Origin of the sequence: Nitrosomonas marina (assembly GCF_900111605.1) — a bacterium.
Lineage (GTDB): Bacteria > Pseudomonadota > Gammaproteobacteria > Burkholderiales > Nitrosomonadaceae > Nitrosomonas > Nitrosomonas marina_A.
This window is the reverse complement of record NZ_FOIA01000020.1, coordinates 31,603-46,571: the sequence shown is the minus strand read 5'-3', so window position 1 is coordinate 46,571 and position 14,969 is coordinate 31,603. Positions and strand designations below refer to the sequence as shown.

Below are 14,969 nucleotides of genomic sequence, written 5' to 3'. Positions count from 1 at the left end.
AAGTCGTGATTATTTACGATGATAGGGATGGTTCTTAATCAGTGAAACAGCACGATAAAGTTGCTCAATGAGCATCACGCGAACAAGTCCGTGCGGAAAAGTTAGTTTGGACAAAGCAAGGGAGTGCTGAGCGTTTGATTTAATCTCGTCATGTAATCCATCTGCCCCACCAATGATAAATGCATAATCACTGCCTTCAAACATCCATTGCTTCATAGTATTGGCAAGTTGAACAGTCGTCCATTGTTCGCCATGTTCGTCAAGTGCTATGATGCGACACCCCGCAGGTATCGCTGCTTCAATACGCTGCCATTCAGCGTGTAGTACCTGCTCTTTATGCTTGCCGCTGGTCCGTTTTTCAGGCTTTATTTCGAACAAGTATACTTTTATTTCCTGGCAAAGACGTTTTGCATATTCTGAAAAAGCGGCGTTTATCCAATCAGGCATTTTGTTACCTACGGCAAAAATATAGAGCTTCATGTATCACAATCAAAAAAATTCTCAGCAGACCGTCTTTTGGCCACACAAGTATCCTGTATCATAAATGGATTATAGAGCTAAAACGGTTTCAATGGATAACATCCTAGTACTCTATCAATATGGTATTGCCGGGTTCAGTGAGCTTGTCAGTGTTCATGGCAAGGCGTGTCTTGCAGGAAATAGTCGTTCTATTACCAAAAGACACAACGCAGCCCATGGACGCTGACAAGCTCACCCACAGGGCGTTACCGTGGTGTCCTGCAGCCGTGTTACAGTACTTGAAAAGGGAACAACCCTTTCCCGCGTACTGTGCCTTACTCCATAACACCACGGCAACGCTGTACCTGGCAATATCATATTGATAGAGTACTAGTTTCACTTGAACGGGGAAATTGATTGTGCAGGAATTCTAAAAAATAAGAATATTGAGTGCCGGAGTGAGATGAGGGTAAGACAAGCGATTTAAAATATGCAAGACTATTGTTGTTGGCGGCTCTTTTCAATGATCGCCTCAGTCAGTTTGTATAAATTTAAATTTTTTTCAGTATCGACGATTATTTGAAATGGTAACTCATCCTTGTGTACGGATTCAGCTGTGCGCAGTTGCTGTTCAAGAACAGAAATATCGGCATCTGAGACACCTTTTGGTCTTGCTTGTATGCGTTGGCGCAGCGTATCGGGAGACGCAATCAACGATAGCATAACGAAAGGTGTCTCTCGGTTTTGAGCCAGTTTCAAGAAGCTGCGCCGTTCATTGTATTTAAGAAAAGCTGCATCGACAATCACAGAAAAGCCGGATGCTAGTACATCATCGGTCAGTTTGTAAAGTTGAGAATAAGTCTCGTCGCTGGCTTTTTGCGAATAAATATGTGTAAGTTTCTCATTCCGGTTGTGTGTGTGATCGGAATTCGAATCGCTGTTTATTGCGCCTGAACTATCAAGCAAACCAAACATTCGTTTTCGCTCAACATCTGAGCGTATGCGAATGGCGCCGATATGCTCAAGCAATATTTGTGACAGCGTGCTTTTCCCTGAAGCAGATAAGCCGTGCACAATGATCAGAACCGGTTTGTTGGGCCTGGCGTACGACAGTGCAAGCTCCAGATAGTCTTGACAATCTTTCTCAGCTTTGTGTTTTTTCTCGGCTGTGACGCCTGTTTCTTCAGCACTGATTGCATTCACCATTGCTCGAATGATTGCGCGGTAGACCAGATAGAAACGAAACACCTGCAGGCCGGAGTAGTCACCGCAACATTCCATATAGGTATCCAGGAAGTGATAAGCCAGTTGCGGATGTTGTCTGTCCTGCAAATCCATGACTAGAAATGCAATATCTGAAAGTGTGTCTATCCAGCGCAAATTGGGATCAAATTCAAGACAATCAAAAGCGAGTGGTTTGTCATTTAACCAAAGCAGGTTGCGTAAATGCAGATCACCGTGGCATTCCCGAATAAAACCGTCAAGTTTTCGCTTTTCAAACAGTTGTTTATGAGTCGATAAAAAGGTTTTGTTCCATTCTTCAAGTTCTGTCAGGCGTCTACTGTGTTGCTGTACTTGGGTGCATGAGTGGATTTTTTCAAATGTCCGTGTAACAGGCTGATAAACATGTTCAGGGCTGCCAAAACAGGTATCCGCATTGGCCGTTTCGGTATTTTGGTGGAATTCCGCCAGCAGGTGCGCAAATGCATCTATGTGCTTGTTACCAAGTTTACCTTCAGCGAGCATGATATCCAGTTGAGCTTCTTGAGGAAACTGAACCATCTTGACTGCATATTCAATGGTTTCTCCAGGCCCCTGTAAAACAGGGTGAGTAACGCTGCCCGATATGGCCACAATGTCGAGGTAAACAGAGGCGGCGAGCCGTTTATTCAGACGTAGCTCTTCAAGGCAAAACTGCCTGCGTTGCGACAAGGAGGAAAAATCGAGAAACCCAAGGTTGTAGGGTTTTTTTATCTTATAAGCATAAGTGCCAGTCAGGATTACCCAGGAAATATGTGTTTCAATAAGTTTAATGGATTCTACGGGATGATCGTATATTTCAGCCCGCATCATTGAATGAATAAGTGTGTTGGAAGGATTGCTGTTTGTATGCATAAGCGGCTCACACGCTGGAAGCGATACATTATAATTGGTTGGTACGCCATACCGCTATGAAAGTTTAGTACATAACGCCATTATATTTCCAGTCGGTAAGAAACAGGCGCGTCTGTTACTCTCTATTACTCTATCGAGCGAATAACAATCGTCACAGCTAATTCGCAGCTCTCTGATGTAAACTTTACCATTGACGTTCTCAAATAACAAAAAGGAAATTTTATGGAACACAGCCTGATTCTGATAACAACAATTGCGGCCGGCTTTGGCCTTGCTTTGATGCTTGGTTTTATTGCAGAGAAGCTGAAAGTTCCCGCACTTGTTGGTTATTTGCTGGCCGGAATTGCCATTGGTCCTTATACGCCCGGTTTTGTCGCAGACACGCAGATTGCGTCTGAGCTGGCTGAAATCGGTGTGATGTTATTGATGTTTGGTGTCGGTCTGCATTTTTCTCTGGGTGATTTGCTTGCAGTTAAACGCATTGCAGTACCTGGGGCTATTGTTCAAATGACAGTCGCAACCGTGCTTGGCATGATGCTCGCCGCATCGTGGGGCTGGGATATGTCAGCTGGGTTGGTGCTTGGTTTATCGCTCTCATGTGCCAGTACGGTCGTATTACTCAAGGCACTTGAATCACGCGGTCTGCTGGAAACCATGAACGGCCGAATTGCAGTTGGCTGGCTGATTGTCGAAGATCTGGTTACGGTTTTAATACTGGTGCTGTTGCCTTCATTTGCGCATTTGCTGGGGGATTCGGGAGAATCGTCGGCTACCGCAACACCATTATGGCAGACTGTAGCCTATACACTGTTGCTGGTATCTGTTTTTATTGCGCTGATGTTGATTGTCGGTCGCCGTCTGCTGCCCTGGCTGTTGTGGCATGTTGCCGAAACAGGTTCACGTGAGTTGTTTACACTGGCTGTTGTTGCTTTTGCCATTAGTATTGCCTATGGTGCAGCGGAATTATTCGGCGTGTCGTTTGCTTTGGGCGCATTTTTTGCTGGAATGGTAATGCGCGAATCAAAATTCAGTCAACGTGCTGCTGAGGAGTCGCTTCCATTACGAGATGCGTTTGCTGTACTTTTTTTTGTTTCGGTCGGAATGCTGTTCGATCCGTTTGTGCTGATAGAAGAGCCAATGCATGTACTGGGTGTTGCGGCGATCATAATTGTTGGAAAATCCATCGCTGCATTGTCTCTGGTACTGGTATTCCGTTATCCTTTGAATACAGCGCTGACCGTTGCGGCCAGCCTGGGGCAGATCGGTGAATTTTCGTTTATTCTTGCTGGCCTTGGCTTGTCTCTTAACCTGTTACCTGTAGAGGGGATGAGTCTGGTGCTTGCCGGTGCTTTGATTTCGATTGCCTTTAATCCGATCGCTTTCGCGGTCATTGCGCCTGTCAGCGGATGGATTACCCGTTATTCAGAATTCGCACGTCGCCTGGCCACTCGCGACGATCCGTATGCCGAACTGCCTATGAGCACTGAACGAAAATATCTTGAAAAACAGGTTGTTATTGTCGGTTATGGGCAGGTTGGCAAGCGTATTGCCCGTGTTTTGAGTCAGCAGGATATACCATATATTGTAGTCGATCAAATACGCGAGCGTGTACAGGATTTACGCAATCAGGAGCTGGCGGCCGTTTCCGGTGATGCGTCGGAACCATCAGTGCTGATCCAGGCGCATATAGCAGAAGCTTCGATGCTTGTTGTCGCAGTGCCTGATCCGATCAATGTGCGTCAAATGGTCAAAACCGCGCGCACGCTAAACCCGGATATCGAAGTCGTAATACGGACCAATAACGAAGATGAATCGGAGCTGTTGCATAGCGATAATCTCGGTACAGTGTTTTATGGCAAAGAAGAGCTTGCGAAAAATATGACACAGTATGTGTTGAAACGTTTTGACCGTGAAATTCCGGAAAGATAATCCGGTTTTTTTCGAAACTGTCTGATCAGTGCGCATGCTGTGAATACATGTTTTTTTCACGATATAACAGTGAAGCTGTGAAGAGCGGATGGGTTTTATCGCTGTAGATTTTGTATCAGACGGGCAAGTGCCTTGCCCCGGTGGCTGATTGTGTTTTTGACATCCGAGTGCAGTTCAGCTGCCGTTTTTTGCAGCTCCGGGATGTAAAAGTAAGGATCATAGCCAAATCCGCCATCGCCGCGTGGAGTCAAGATAATGTTGCCCTGCCACAATCCTTCTGAAATGATGGGTTGTGGATCATCAGCGTGTCGCAGCAGCACGATGACACAATAATAATAAGCGCTGCGGTCAGGCGCCTGACGGAGTGTGTCGACCAGCTTCTGATTGTTTCGCTGATCCGATTTCGGTTCGCCGGCGTAACGTGCCGACAGAACGCCAGGCGCACCGTTTAAGGTGTTAACACAGATGCCGGAATCGTCGGCCAACGCAGGTAAACCGCTATGGCGGCAGGCGTGTCTGGCTTTGATGAGTGCATTTTCAATAAACGTAGGATACGGTTCATCAACTTCTGGCATTTCAAATGCTGATTGTGGCAACAGTTCTAAATTCAATGGATCAAGCAGTGCGCTGAATTCGCGCAACTTGCCCGGGTTGCCGCTGGCTATCACCAGTTTTTTTATATCATTTAGCAAATCAGTGTGTTCCTAAAGCGGATTTCTGTATTGATATCAGTTCCTGAATACCGGATTCTGCCAGATCAAGCATTTGGTCGAGTTCGTTACGCGTGAAAGCTGTTCCCTCGGCTGTACCCTGTATTTCCACTATGCCGGAATTTCCTGTCATGATGACATTCATGTCAGTATCGCACGCTGAGTCTTCCCGATAATCCAGGTCGAGTACTGCTGCACCCTGGAAAATACCCACTGACACTGCTGCCACATGGTCCAGAATCGGGGATGTTTCGATAAGCTGCTGATACAACAGGCGTTCTACAGCATCGTGCAAAGCGACAAATGCGCCGGTAATACTGGCTGTTCGTGTGCCGCCGTCAGCCTGAATTACGTCGCAGTCGATCTGAATGGTTCGTTCTCCAAGCATATTCAAATCAATGATTGCACGCAATGAACGACCGATCAAACGCTGAATTTCCATAGTGCGTCCGGATTGTTTTCCGCGCGCGGCTTCGCGTTGAATGCGCTCATGAGTGGAGCAGGGGAGCATGCCATATTCTGCTGTCAGCCACCCCTGATTTTTGTCCTTGAGAAAGGGGGGCACCTTTTCACTGATACTGGCGTTGCAGATAACTTTTGTATGCCCGTATTCAATCAGCACGGAGCCGTCGGCGTGTTCGATATAGTTCCGGTTAATTTTAACAGGGCGAATTTGCGTGTTAGTGCGGTTATGGCTGCGGGTTATCATGTCAATGGTTGATAATCAAAAACGGTAGATAGGTTTGGGCGTCGCGCCGTTGGAAACAGTCAGAACTTCATGTCCATCCTCGGTTACCAGTACGGTATGTTCCCATTGAGCTGATAAGCTGCCATCCTTGGTGGTCACTGTCCAACCATCTGGCAAGTAACGGATTGCAGCCTTTCCTGTGTTGATCATCGGCTCTATGGTAAACGTCATGCCCGGTTCGAGTTCAAGCCCTGTTCCTGCTTTTCCGTAATGCAGGACCTGCGGATCTTCGTGAAATTTTTTGCCGATGCCATGACCGCAAAACTCTCTGACAACGCTGTAACCAACCCCTTCAGCGAGTTTTTGAATAGCATGGCCTATATCTCCAAGATGGTTGCCTGGTTTGACCATGTCTATGCCGCGCCACATGGCTTCCAAGGTAACTTCACAAAGACGCTTGGCCTGGATGGACGGTTCCCCAACATAAAACATACGGCTGGTATCACCATGATAACCCTGGCTGATGACGGTGACATCAATGTTGACGATATCACCGTTTTTGAGCTTTTTCTGGCCTGGAATGCCGTGGCAAATCTGATTGTTGACCGAGGTGCAGATGGATTTGGGATAGGGTTTATGGCCCTTTGGAGCATAATTCAAAGGTGCAGGTATGGTCTTTTGCACGTCAACCATATAATGGTGGCATAACGAATCCAGTTCTTCAGTTGTTATGCCGGGTTTTACGAATGGTGAGATGTAATCCAGAACCTCGGAGGCCAGCTTGCCTGCAACACGCATTTTTTCAATTTCTTGTGCTGTTTTTATGGTTACTTGCATAAGTGATTCAATGATATTTCAAGCGAAACGAGTTTATTTGATTTGAGAAATATTATAAGCGTTCACAGGTTGTCTGTGTCAGCTTGCTGTCTGGAAATTGTTCAATCAATGGCTGTAATGCAATATTATTGCTGGTGTCTGTTTCAAAAATTAAAAACTTTTTTTGTTCGGTTATATACTTACTGATAATTGTGCCAGTTATATCCTGAAGGTTGAGTTTTTTTTGCAGCTCTTGTGCTGATAACGCGTCAGCAAACTCACCAAATGAAATCGAATTAAACCAGATGCCCTGTTCCATAATGCGAAAGCTGCTGATGCCGGAATTTCGAAATTTGGTAATTTCTCTATCGGCAGCCTGCTGATCTTCGAACGGATCAGTGTGAACTCGATACTGTGTCAATGGTGTGGCTGAAGTTACTCGGTATGGTCTGTTCAGATCTAGCGCCTGTAGGGCTGTCTCAGCGGATTCGATTTCTGGAAGCGAAAAATTTCCCCACTCAATGCAGCTTACTTCAGCTGGCAATAAAATGATTTTTTCTGAATTTACAGCATGAGTATTGGAATTGTTATTCCTTGCCTGCATTGCCGGTTGGTAGACTTGCAATGCTATCAGCAGAATATTTGCGGCCAGGAGCAGGAAAAAAATTATTTTCATTCAGTGGCTCAATGGAGGCGGACACTTTCAATGAATCTTGTTGTGAACAATGCTATGCCTTGATAAAATAACATGTTATTCCAGGAATCAAGAGTTATCCTTAAAAATAACAGAAATTTAATGGCATAAAAATACGGAATACATGAAATTATGAAAATTTTGAAAAATAGCTTTGTCGTGGTAAGCACTTTGGTTATCGCATTATCGTCATCGGCTTTTGCGGCAGGTGATGTTGCCAGAGGCCAGGAGATCGCGGCGGGTGTTTGTGCAGGTTGCCATAATCCAGATGGTAATAGCATTATACCGATTAACCCCAGCCTGGCCGGTCAGCACGCCGAGTATATTATTAAGCAGTTAATGGATTTTAAAGCCAAGGAAGGTGAAAAACCCAATCGAAACAGCCCTGTGATGGCATCTATGGTTGCTCCACTTTCACAGCAGGATATGGAAGATGTTGCTGCCTTTTATGCTGCCCAGACACCAGAACCGGCCGGAAACATCAGCAGTGATGAAGATCTGCTCGAAATGGGAAGGATTATGTATCACGGCGGTAATATTGAAAATGGCGTGCCTGCCTGTGCAAGCTGCCACGGACCGACCGGTACGGGAATTCCACCGCATTACCCCGCGTTAGCAGCTCAGCATGCCGAATATACATACACACAGCTTGACCTGTTTAACAAGGCCGAGCGTGGAAACGATAACGGTGTTATGCAAAAGGTGCTCACACGTATGAGTGGGGCGGAAAAACGTGCGGTTGCCGAATATATCCAAAGTATGGATGTGCAGTGATTCTGTTTGATATTCCCTGGTTGCGCATCAGTTGGCTGATGGGTATTGCAACGATGCCCTAGTGCTATTTCAATTTGATATTGCCGGGCTCAGTGAGCTTGTCAGTGTTCATGGCAAGGCGTGTCTTGCAGGAAATAGTTGTTCTATTACCAAAAAGACACAACACAGTCCATGGGCGCTGACAAGCGCACCCACCGTGCGTTACCGTGGTGTCCTGCAGCCGCGTTACAGTACTTGAAAAGGGAATAACCCTTTCCCGTGTACTGTGCCTTGCTGCATAACACCACGATAACGCTGTACCTGACAATATCATATTGAAAGAGCACTAGTGGTGAAAGCGGCAAATGGTATGGTGTAAGATGCAGCTGTTGTGCAGTTGTGGTTTGTCGTGATTTTAATTATTTCAAGCCAATAAAGCGTCAGGCGTATCACTATCATCAAAAGGCTGATAGCAGACGCCTGCCGTTTTTTTGTGTTCCGCCAGCCTTACCAGGCTGCAAAAATATTCTCAGCAGCACTCAATGTTTCGTTAATTTCCTTGCTGCCATGCGTGGTAGAGACAAAACCGGCTTCAAAAGCGGATGGCGCAAAATATATGCCTTTATCCAGCATTGCATGAAAAAACCGGTTAAAGCCGTTTTTATCACAGGCCATCACTTCAGCAAAGCTGGCTGGAATATTTTTGCTGAAATAGAGTCCAAACATGCCGCCGATTGACTGCGCACAAAAATCAATTCCGTGTTTTTGTGCACAGGTGGTCAAACCATCAGTTAACTGGCGCGTTGTATCAGAGAGATTTTCATAAAACCCTGGTTCCTGAATCAGCTTCAGCGTTGTCAATCCGGCTGCGACGGCAACAGGATTGCCTGATAATGTACCAGCCTGATACACAGCACCGACAGGTGCCAGACATTGCATGATATCCCGGCGACCGCCAAAAGCCGCCATTGGCATGCCGCCACCAATCACTTTGCCAAGTGTGGTTAGATCGGGTTGAATTTGATAGACGCCCTGTGCACACTCAAGACCGACACGGAATCCTGTCATGACTTCATCAAAAATCAACACGCTGCCATGTTGAGTGCATAATGAACGAAGGGTTTCAAGGAATCCGGGTTTGGGCGTGATCAGATTCATATTCCCAGCAACCGGCTCTACAATAACCGCAGCGATCTCCTTGCCGATTTGTTTAAACGTTTCTTCTACGCCGGCGGCATCGTTAAAATCCAGTACAATTGTGTGGCCTGCGATTTCCTGCGGCACACCTGCTGAACTTGGATTGCCGAATGTTAATGCACCAGAACCGGCTTTTACCAGCAGTGAATCATCGTGCCCATGATAACAACCCTCGAATTTAATGATTTTGTTGCGACCAGTAAAGCCACGTGCCAGCCGGATGGCGCTCATACCTGCTTCAGTGCCTGAACTGACCAGCCTTACCTGCTCGATAGATGGGACCAGTTTACAAATCAATTCAGCAATTTCCAGTTCCGCCTCGGTTGGTGCTCCAAAGGTAAGGCCATTTTCTGATGTCTTCTGGACGGATTTGACGACATCCGGATGTGCGTGACCTAATATCAATGGTCCCCAGGATCCGACATAATCAATGTAAGACTTACCGTCGACATCCCATACGTGCGCGCCTTGTCCCCGTTGAAAGAAAACGGGATTGCCGCCAACAGATTTGAACGCGCGTACTGGTGAATTGACACCGCCAGGAATAATTTTTTGTGATAGTTCAAATAATTGTTGATTTCGTGAAGTCATTGAATTGCTCTCAAGAAAAATTAAAAATAAAAAAACTTAAACTGAGTGAAATCAGCCAAACAACCTTGAAATCGTAGCAGCTGATTCGCGTTCGTTACCCGTCTGATATATCGCCTGGCATACAGCTACCGCATCAGCACCGTTTGCGATTAAAGACAGCGCATTGTGCGCATTAATACCGCCAATACAGACAACCGGCACATCGAGAACACTTTTGGCGTGCCGTACAATATCAATTGATGCATCAACTGTATCATGTTTGGTGGATGTGGGAAAAAATGCGCCAAAAGCGACATAATCGGCACTGTTTGCAGCAGCTTGCACAGCAAGTTCTATGCGGTTATAACAGGATGCGCCGATGATTTTATCCAACCCCAACTTTCTTCGCGCCAGTGTAATGTCCATATCCTTTGCGCCAAGATGAACGCCATCGGCATCAATTTGTAGTGCGAGCTCAACGTTATCGTTGATCAGTAGGGGAACATCATATTTTCGACAAAGCTGCAGAAGCGTCTCTGCCTGCAGCAAGCGCAATGTTTTGTCGGCAGATTTGTTCCGCAATTGTACTAGTCTGGCGCCGCCCTCAAGTATTTGATGGGTTTTGTCGAGCAGAACATCGGTGTCTGCCAAGTCAGGTGTTATTCCGTACAGTCCGGAAATTTTATAGTTATTCAACGCTTTGCCGGATACAGGTGGTTTGTTCTTTAATGCTATTACGAAAATAGCGGTCGGGAATGTATTGTCCAAGCCCAGGTTGGAATCCGGCGCTTAATGCGCCCCATGTATACGATTGCGCTGCAACAACACTGTCGATTATCGTTTGCCCGGAAGCAATAGACGCGGCAATAGCCGATGCAAGCGTACATCCGGAGCCATGATAGCTGTGAGGCAGCCGTGTCCAGCTATCGGTGCGTATAAGCTTGTCGTGTGTATACAGCGAATTGGTAACCTGGGCAGTGTGTTCATGTGTGCCAGTAATCAGGACAAAGTCACATCCTGTATCAAGAATTCTGGATGCGCACGTATCAAGTGAGTGATTGGGCGATGAAGCAGCATCGATTTTGTCTGCAAAAGCAAGCCGCTTTGCTTCCATACTATTGGGCGTCAGCAGCGTGACCCGTGGTAACAGTAATTTGCGCATTGATTTTATCATGACTTCCGTGGTTAACGCGTCACCACGACCGGAAGCCAGCACTGGATCCATGACCACAGGTATATCAGGATAATCCGTCAGAATTTCTGCAATCACGTTTATGATCGCGTCGCTGCCCAGCAGGCCGAGTTTGAATGCGTGCACAGGTATGTCATTCAGGATGGCTCTGGTTTGACGCGCTACCCAGTCCGGTTCAAATGGGTACAGATCATGAACACCAGAAGTATCCTGAACAGTTATTGCTGTGATGACTGAAAGGGGATGGCATCCCATGCTCGCAATAGTCATTACATCTGCCTGACTGCCAGCGCCGCAGCTTGGGTCGCTGGAAGCAAACGAAAGTACAATTGGGGGTGGCTGTGACATGCATTAATACCGTAAAATACCATTTTAACCCAAATGAGAATGACGATCTATTATGTCTGCTGAGGAAAATCAAAACTATAATCGGTACATGTGTCTAATCTGCGGCTATGTTTATGATGAAGAAAAGGGAGCGCCGGAAGAAGGCATACCTCCAGGTACACGCTGGGAAGATGTTCCAATCAATTGGACATGTCCTGAATGCGGTGCACGTAAAGAAGATTTTGAAATGGTGAAAATGTAATGCGAATTCTGCATACGATGCTGCGAGTCGGTGATCTTGAAAAATCACTGGAATTTTATACCCAAGTGCTGGGTATGCGATTGCTGCGGCGCAAGGATTATCCGGACGGTCGATTCACATTGGCATTTGTCGGTTACCAGGATGAAGCCGATGGAACAGTTTTGGAATTGACGCATAATTGGGACACTGATCAGTATGAGCTTGGTGAAGGTTTCGGTCATATAGCGATAGAAGTCGACGATGCTTACACCGCCTGCGAAGAAACACGAAAGCGGGGTGGTAAAGTAACACGGGAGGCAGGGCCGATGAAGCATGGCACCACTGTGATTGCTTTTGTAGAAGATCCTGACGGTTATAAAATCGAATTCATTCAGAAAAAAAACCAATAGTAGCCTACCGGTTGGCATGCAATAAAAAGATGGTGGGTATTTTTTGGAAGTCTGGTTGCTTCGATTTCCACTGTTTGATCGATCGAGTCGTGACACGCTCTTCCACGGAAGTCAACTGCATTGCAAGGCATAAATCTGTATCATCACGGCAGGTCTTTACGAGCAATTCAAAGAGATTTTGATTCCGGTACGGAGTTTCAATAAAAATCTGTGTTTGATCCTGTTTGCCGGATTGTTTTTCCAATGCAGTAATTGTTTGTGTGCGTGCATTTCTATCAATCGGCAGATAGCCGTGAAAACAGAATCGCTGTCCGTTGAGTCCTGAAGCCATTAATGCCAGCAGTATTGATGAGGGGCCGGTGAGCGGGATGATTTTGATTTGTTTGTGGTGCGCCAGTCGAACCAGGTTGCTACCCGGGTCGGCTATGGCCGGGCAACCGGCTTCAGATAACAAACCCATATCATGACCAGCCAGTAAAGGCTGCATCAGAGTCTCGAGTTCATTTGTGCGGGTGTGTTCGTTGAGAATTCCCATGTGAATGTCCTGTAGCGGGTAATTGCATTCAATCTGCTTCAAAAATCGTCGGGCTGTTTTGGGCTGTTCAACGATAAAAAATCGAAGTTGTTGAATGGATCGTTTTACCGCGATAGGTATTATCCAGTCCAGATTGCAGTCGCTTAAAGGTGTTGGAATCAGATACAGAGTTCCTGTCATATCAGTTAGTTTGAATGTTTGACCGAATTGCCGGGCAAGCCGATGTACCGTTTTATATGGAGTGTAGAAAGACCTGCAGAGAAAGTAAAGCGCAGAAACTGAGTAAGATTCTGCGCTTTTAATATTAGTGCATCATGCCGGTCTGGTACCGGCTGGCTAATTTTTGATGTATGGTCGCGACGCGGCGTTATAATACGCCACTTATTTTTTCTGACTTTTTTAGATTATTTTATTTTGCTATGAAAATTTCTGCTTTTGAGGTTCGTGTCGGCAACCTGATCGAATACCAGAATAAACTCTGGAGGGTTAATAAAAAGAATCATGTCAAACCGGGTAAAGGTGGAGCCTTCGTTCAACTGGAAATGAAAGCCGTCGTTGACGGCACCAAACTCAACGAGCGGTTTCGTTCAGAAGACAAAGTAGAAAAGGCACATGTTGAACCGCGTCAGATGCAGTTTCTTTATAATGAGGGCGATTCTTATATCTTTATGGATAACGAATCATATGAACAGCTGGCTTTGCCGGCAGATGAGCTTGAAGATCAGGCGCCATATTTACTGCCCAATACAGACGTTTTGATCAATTTTTATAATGAAGACCCGATTGGGCTCGAACTGCCAACGAGTGTCATATTGGAAGTGACTGAAACCGAGGTCATGATGAAGGGACAGACTGCGGTCAGCGGAGGCAAGCCAGCCGTTTTGGAAACCGGCCTAAAGGTTTCCGTGCCTCAGTTTGTCAATATAGGCGATAAAATTAAAGTCAATACGGACACAGGCGAGTACATCGAACGCGCGTAAACGGAATCATCGTTCATTACAAAAAAGAATTGATAAGCAATTAGTAGATTGAGCTAACCTGATATTCTCAATGCCATATTTTGTATTCTTCTTCTCAGAATGTATGATCAGATATAACAACCAGATTCGGTAACTTGCTGGCAAACCGGCTAATTTCTTTGAAAATTCCTGTGTGAGTGTAGATGGCAGCGTAGTGTGTGAAAAGAGCCCGGTTGAGAATCCTGAATGTGATTTCACTATAACGCCGTACTGATTCTTGGGGGGTCATATGGAACTGGAGAAGCTTGTGACGATTGTATCGGGGGCGGTAGCAGTGATAGCAACGGTTGCGGGTGGTGTTTGGGGATATTATCGATTTCATAAGTCGCGATCTTTTGAACCGCGTCTGATTCTTGACGTAAAAGCCGATCTCGTTCGCAGCTTGTCCGACAGTAGCCTGCTTTGTACGTTTGATGTCAAAAACGTTGGTTTATCAAAAGTCGACATTGAAAAGGCCTATGCAAGATTAGGTATTATACAGGGTAACGGTAAACGTAAACATTTGACTACACGGAAGGTACTTCTGGCGCACTCATGGTTAGAACCCGGAACGACATTGAAAGAACAAGAACTGATCTCTTGTCCTGAGTGCCATGGAGCTGTAAAAATTGAATTTAGATTGGTAGCCGCGGGTATTGCCTACAAAACGACACATATACTTCAATTACCAGAGATCAACGCGCGTTTAAAGCAAGACGGGTCAAGGTCGTCTACACAGTTTACGAAAGGAGATACGAACTCATGATGAGTCAGGTTAATAAGTATCGGCCGGTGGATTCTTTCGTTTTCGTCCCCTTTTTGCGATTGGAGGAAGAGTATCCCGAGGAAACGCAGATTTATGAAATCGAGTCGGAAATAGATGACGCACATAGAGTGGGCCGTCCAGTCAAAGACCTGATTCAAAAGCGTCAACAAATTATCGATTCTTGGGTAAGTCGTGTTGAAAACGAACTATCGACTGAATGTAACAGCGAACGCAAAAAAGAACTTGAGCGGGAGCTTAATCGAGCAAGGCAATACGAAAATGAGATTATCACTGATGATTGAGGTCAGCAGCGATTGGTAACGTCACTGATTAACCGTTTAAATAATGCGTATAATGTGCTGTTGACCCTATACATACGTTCTAAGCGCCCAGTTTTATAGTGGGCGAATATCAATCCAAAAAATGACTGCCCGGTCAAAGTTCAAATCTTTATAAATGGTTTCCCGGAGTCAAATTCGATGAAGAATTTGTTTGCCCGCTGATGGACTGGCTGCAGCGGGTTATGTAAATTCGATGATGCTGAGAAGTCTGCTTCTTTCTCCTAAACT

18 protein-coding genes are annotated in these 14,969 nt (G+C 45.8%); 8 read left to right on the top strand and 10 right to left on the bottom strand.

Features of this window, described 5'->3' with window-relative positions; genetic code table 11:
- Positions 1–9: 9 nt before the first annotated feature.
- Entirely contained in the window at positions 10–480 is a 471-nt protein-coding gene (rlmH, locus tag BMY62_RS10055) for a 23S rRNA (pseudouridine(1915)-N(3))-methyltransferase RlmH (RefSeq protein ID WP_090659183.1), read from the bottom strand.
- Between the two features lie 91 nt (positions 481–571).
- On the opposite strand from rlmH, the gene BMY62_RS16505 reads away from it, so the two are divergent.
- The gene (locus tag BMY62_RS16505; RefSeq protein WP_256207552.1) at positions 572–706 is read left to right on the top strand and encodes a hypothetical protein; all 135 of its coding nucleotides are present in this window, start codon (positions 572–574) and stop codon (positions 704–706) included.
- Positions 707–957: 251 nt separating this feature from the next.
- On the opposite strand, the gene BMY62_RS10050 is transcribed toward BMY62_RS16505, so the two are convergent.
- Positions 958–2,574, bottom strand: a complete 1,617-nt coding sequence (locus BMY62_RS10050) for a bifunctional aminoglycoside phosphotransferase/ATP-binding protein (protein ID WP_090659181.1) — start codon at positions 2,572–2,574, stop codon at positions 958–960.
- 222 nt (positions 2,575–2,796) lie between these two features.
- Here BMY62_RS10050 and ybaL point away from each other — a divergent pair, with 222 nt between their 5' ends.
- Positions 2,797–4,503 (top strand): cation:proton antiporter domain-containing protein, encoded by a 1,707-nt coding sequence (gene ybaL, locus BMY62_RS10045; protein WP_090659179.1) that lies wholly within the window; start codon positions 2,797–2,799, stop codon positions 4,501–4,503.
- A 95-nt stretch (positions 4,504–4,598) separates the two neighbouring features.
- Here ybaL and rdgB read toward each other — a convergent pair whose 3' ends face one another.
- Genes rdgB through BMY62_RS10025 form a run of 4 tightly spaced genes read right to left on the bottom strand, consistent with a single transcriptional unit; the run spans position 4,599 to position 7,393 of the window.
- Entirely contained in the window at positions 4,599–5,183 is a 585-nt protein-coding gene (gene rdgB, locus BMY62_RS10040) for an RdgB/HAM1 family non-canonical purine NTP pyrophosphatase (RefSeq protein WP_090659237.1), read from the bottom strand.
- A gap of 13 nt (positions 5,184–5,196) precedes the next feature.
- Positions 5,197–5,922 (bottom strand): ribonuclease PH, encoded by a 726-nt coding sequence (gene rph, locus BMY62_RS10035; protein ID WP_090659178.1) that lies wholly within the window; start codon positions 5,920–5,922, stop codon positions 5,197–5,199.
- Between the two features lie 15 nt (positions 5,923–5,937).
- Positions 5,938–6,738, bottom strand: coding sequence for a type I methionyl aminopeptidase (gene map, locus BMY62_RS10030; RefSeq protein WP_090659176.1), 801 nt, complete (start codon positions 6,736–6,738; stop codon positions 5,938–5,940).
- A gap of 52 nt (positions 6,739–6,790) precedes the next feature.
- The gene (locus BMY62_RS10025; protein WP_090659174.1) at positions 6,791–7,393 is read right to left on the bottom strand and encodes a hypothetical protein; all 603 of its coding nucleotides are present in this window, start codon (positions 7,391–7,393) and stop codon (positions 6,791–6,793) included.
- 150 nt (positions 7,394–7,543) lie between these two features.
- On the opposite strand from BMY62_RS10025, the gene BMY62_RS10020 reads away from it, so the two are divergent.
- Positions 7,544–8,185 carry a c-type cytochrome gene (locus BMY62_RS10020; RefSeq protein WP_090659172.1) on the top strand — a complete coding sequence of 214 codons (642 nt, stop codon included), beginning with the start codon at positions 7,544–7,546 and terminating at the stop codon, positions 8,183–8,185.
- A gap of 486 nt (positions 8,186–8,671) precedes the next feature.
- Here BMY62_RS10020 and hemL read toward each other — a convergent pair whose 3' ends face one another.
- The 3 genes from hemL to thiD are packed head-to-tail and all read right to left on the bottom strand — an operon-like array spanning position 8,672 to position 11,471.
- Entirely contained in the window at positions 8,672–9,952 is a 1,281-nt protein-coding gene (hemL, locus tag BMY62_RS10015; RefSeq protein WP_090659170.1) for a glutamate-1-semialdehyde 2,1-aminomutase, read from the bottom strand.
- Positions 9,953–10,003: 51 nt separating this feature from the next.
- On the bottom strand, positions 10,004–10,627 hold the full coding sequence (gene thiE, locus BMY62_RS10010; RefSeq protein ID WP_090659168.1) for a thiamine phosphate synthase: 624 nt from the start codon (positions 10,625–10,627) through the stop codon (positions 10,004–10,006).
- Positions 10,620–11,471: a bifunctional hydroxymethylpyrimidine kinase/phosphomethylpyrimidine kinase gene (gene thiD / locus BMY62_RS10005; RefSeq protein ID WP_090659166.1), complete on the bottom strand. Its 852-nt coding sequence runs from the start codon at positions 11,469–11,471 to the stop codon at positions 10,620–10,622. The genes thiE and thiD overlap by 8 nt, the downstream gene beginning before the upstream one ends.
- Before the next feature lie 52 nt (positions 11,472–11,523).
- Between thiD and BMY62_RS10000 the strand changes: the two genes are divergently transcribed.
- The gene (locus BMY62_RS10000) at positions 11,524–11,712 is read left to right on the top strand and encodes a rubredoxin (protein ID WP_090659165.1); all 189 of its coding nucleotides are present in this window, start codon (positions 11,524–11,526) and stop codon (positions 11,710–11,712) included.
- Positions 11,712–12,101: a lactoylglutathione lyase gene (gloA, locus tag BMY62_RS09995; RefSeq protein ID WP_090659163.1), complete on the top strand. Its 390-nt coding sequence runs from the start codon at positions 11,712–11,714 to the stop codon at positions 12,099–12,101. Before BMY62_RS10000 ends, gloA begins: the two co-directional genes overlap by 1 nt.
- A gap of 4 nt (positions 12,102–12,105) precedes the next feature.
- On the opposite strand, the gene BMY62_RS09990 is transcribed toward gloA, so the two are convergent.
- Entirely contained in the window at positions 12,106–12,816 is a 711-nt protein-coding gene (locus BMY62_RS09990; RefSeq protein WP_090659161.1) for an SAM-dependent methyltransferase, read from the bottom strand.
- A gap of 239 nt (positions 12,817–13,055) precedes the next feature.
- Between BMY62_RS09990 and efp the strand changes: the two genes are divergently transcribed.
- From efp to BMY62_RS09975, 3 genes are all read left to right on the top strand, one after another.
- Positions 13,056–13,616, top strand: a complete 561-nt coding sequence (gene efp / locus BMY62_RS09985; RefSeq protein WP_090659235.1) for an elongation factor P — start codon at positions 13,056–13,058, stop codon at positions 13,614–13,616.
- Between the two features lie 268 nt (positions 13,617–13,884).
- Positions 13,885–14,400, top strand: a complete 516-nt coding sequence (locus tag BMY62_RS09980; RefSeq protein WP_090659159.1) for a hypothetical protein — start codon at positions 13,885–13,887, stop codon at positions 14,398–14,400.
- Entirely contained in the window at positions 14,397–14,702 is a 306-nt protein-coding gene (locus tag BMY62_RS09975) for a hypothetical protein (RefSeq protein ID WP_090659158.1), read from the top strand. The genes BMY62_RS09980 and BMY62_RS09975 overlap by 4 nt, the downstream gene beginning before the upstream one ends.
- Positions 14,703–14,969 lie beyond the last annotated feature (267 nt).

Excerpts from the sequence above, each read along its gene's own strand:
- BMY62_RS09990 (WP_090659161.1), bottom strand. The coding sequence starts at position 12,816 with ATGACAGGAACTCTGTATCTGATTCCAACACCTTTAAGCGACTGCAAT.
- BMY62_RS09975 (WP_090659158.1), top strand. The coding sequence starts at position 14,397 with ATGATGAGTCAGGTTAATAAGTATCGGCCGGTGGATTCTTTCGTTTTC.
- BMY62_RS10000 (WP_090659165.1), top strand. The coding sequence starts at position 11,524 with ATGTCTGCTGAGGAAAATCAAAACTATAATCGGTACATGTGTCTAATC.
- BMY62_RS10020 (WP_090659172.1), top strand. The coding sequence starts at position 7,544 with ATGAAAATTTTGAAAAATAGCTTTGTCGTGGTAAGCACTTTGGTTATC.
- BMY62_RS09980 (WP_090659159.1), top strand. The coding sequence starts at position 13,885 with ATGGAACTGGAGAAGCTTGTGACGATTGTATCGGGGGCGGTAGCAGTG.
- ybaL (WP_090659179.1), top strand. The coding sequence starts at position 2,797 with ATGGAACACAGCCTGATTCTGATAACAACAATTGCGGCCGGCTTTGGC.
- BMY62_RS10050 (WP_090659181.1), bottom strand. The coding sequence starts at position 2,574 with ATGCATACAAACAGCAATCCTTCCAACACACTTATTCATTCAATGATG.
- rph (WP_090659178.1), bottom strand. The coding sequence starts at position 5,922 with ATGATAACCCGCAGCCATAACCGCACTAACACGCAAATTCGCCCTGTT.
- hemL (WP_090659170.1), bottom strand. The coding sequence starts at position 9,952 with ATGACTTCACGAAATCAACAATTATTTGAACTATCACAAAAAATTATT.
- BMY62_RS16505 (WP_256207552.1), top strand. The coding sequence starts at position 572 with ATGGATAACATCCTAGTACTCTATCAATATGGTATTGCCGGGTTCAGT.
- gloA (WP_090659163.1), top strand. The coding sequence starts at position 11,712 with ATGCGAATTCTGCATACGATGCTGCGAGTCGGTGATCTTGAAAAATCA.
- map (WP_090659176.1), bottom strand. The coding sequence starts at position 6,738 with ATGCAAGTAACCATAAAAACAGCACAAGAAATTGAAAAAATGCGTGTT.
- rlmH (WP_090659183.1), bottom strand. The coding sequence starts at position 480 with ATGAAGCTCTATATTTTTGCCGTAGGTAACAAAATGCCTGATTGGATA.
- efp (WP_090659235.1), top strand. The coding sequence starts at position 13,056 with ATGAAAATTTCTGCTTTTGAGGTTCGTGTCGGCAACCTGATCGAATAC.
- BMY62_RS10025 (WP_090659174.1), bottom strand. The coding sequence starts at position 7,393 with ATGAAAATAATTTTTTTCCTGCTCCTGGCCGCAAATATTCTGCTGATA.
- thiD (WP_090659166.1), bottom strand. The coding sequence starts at position 11,471 with ATGTCACAGCCACCCCCAATTGTACTTTCGTTTGCTTCCAGCGACCCA.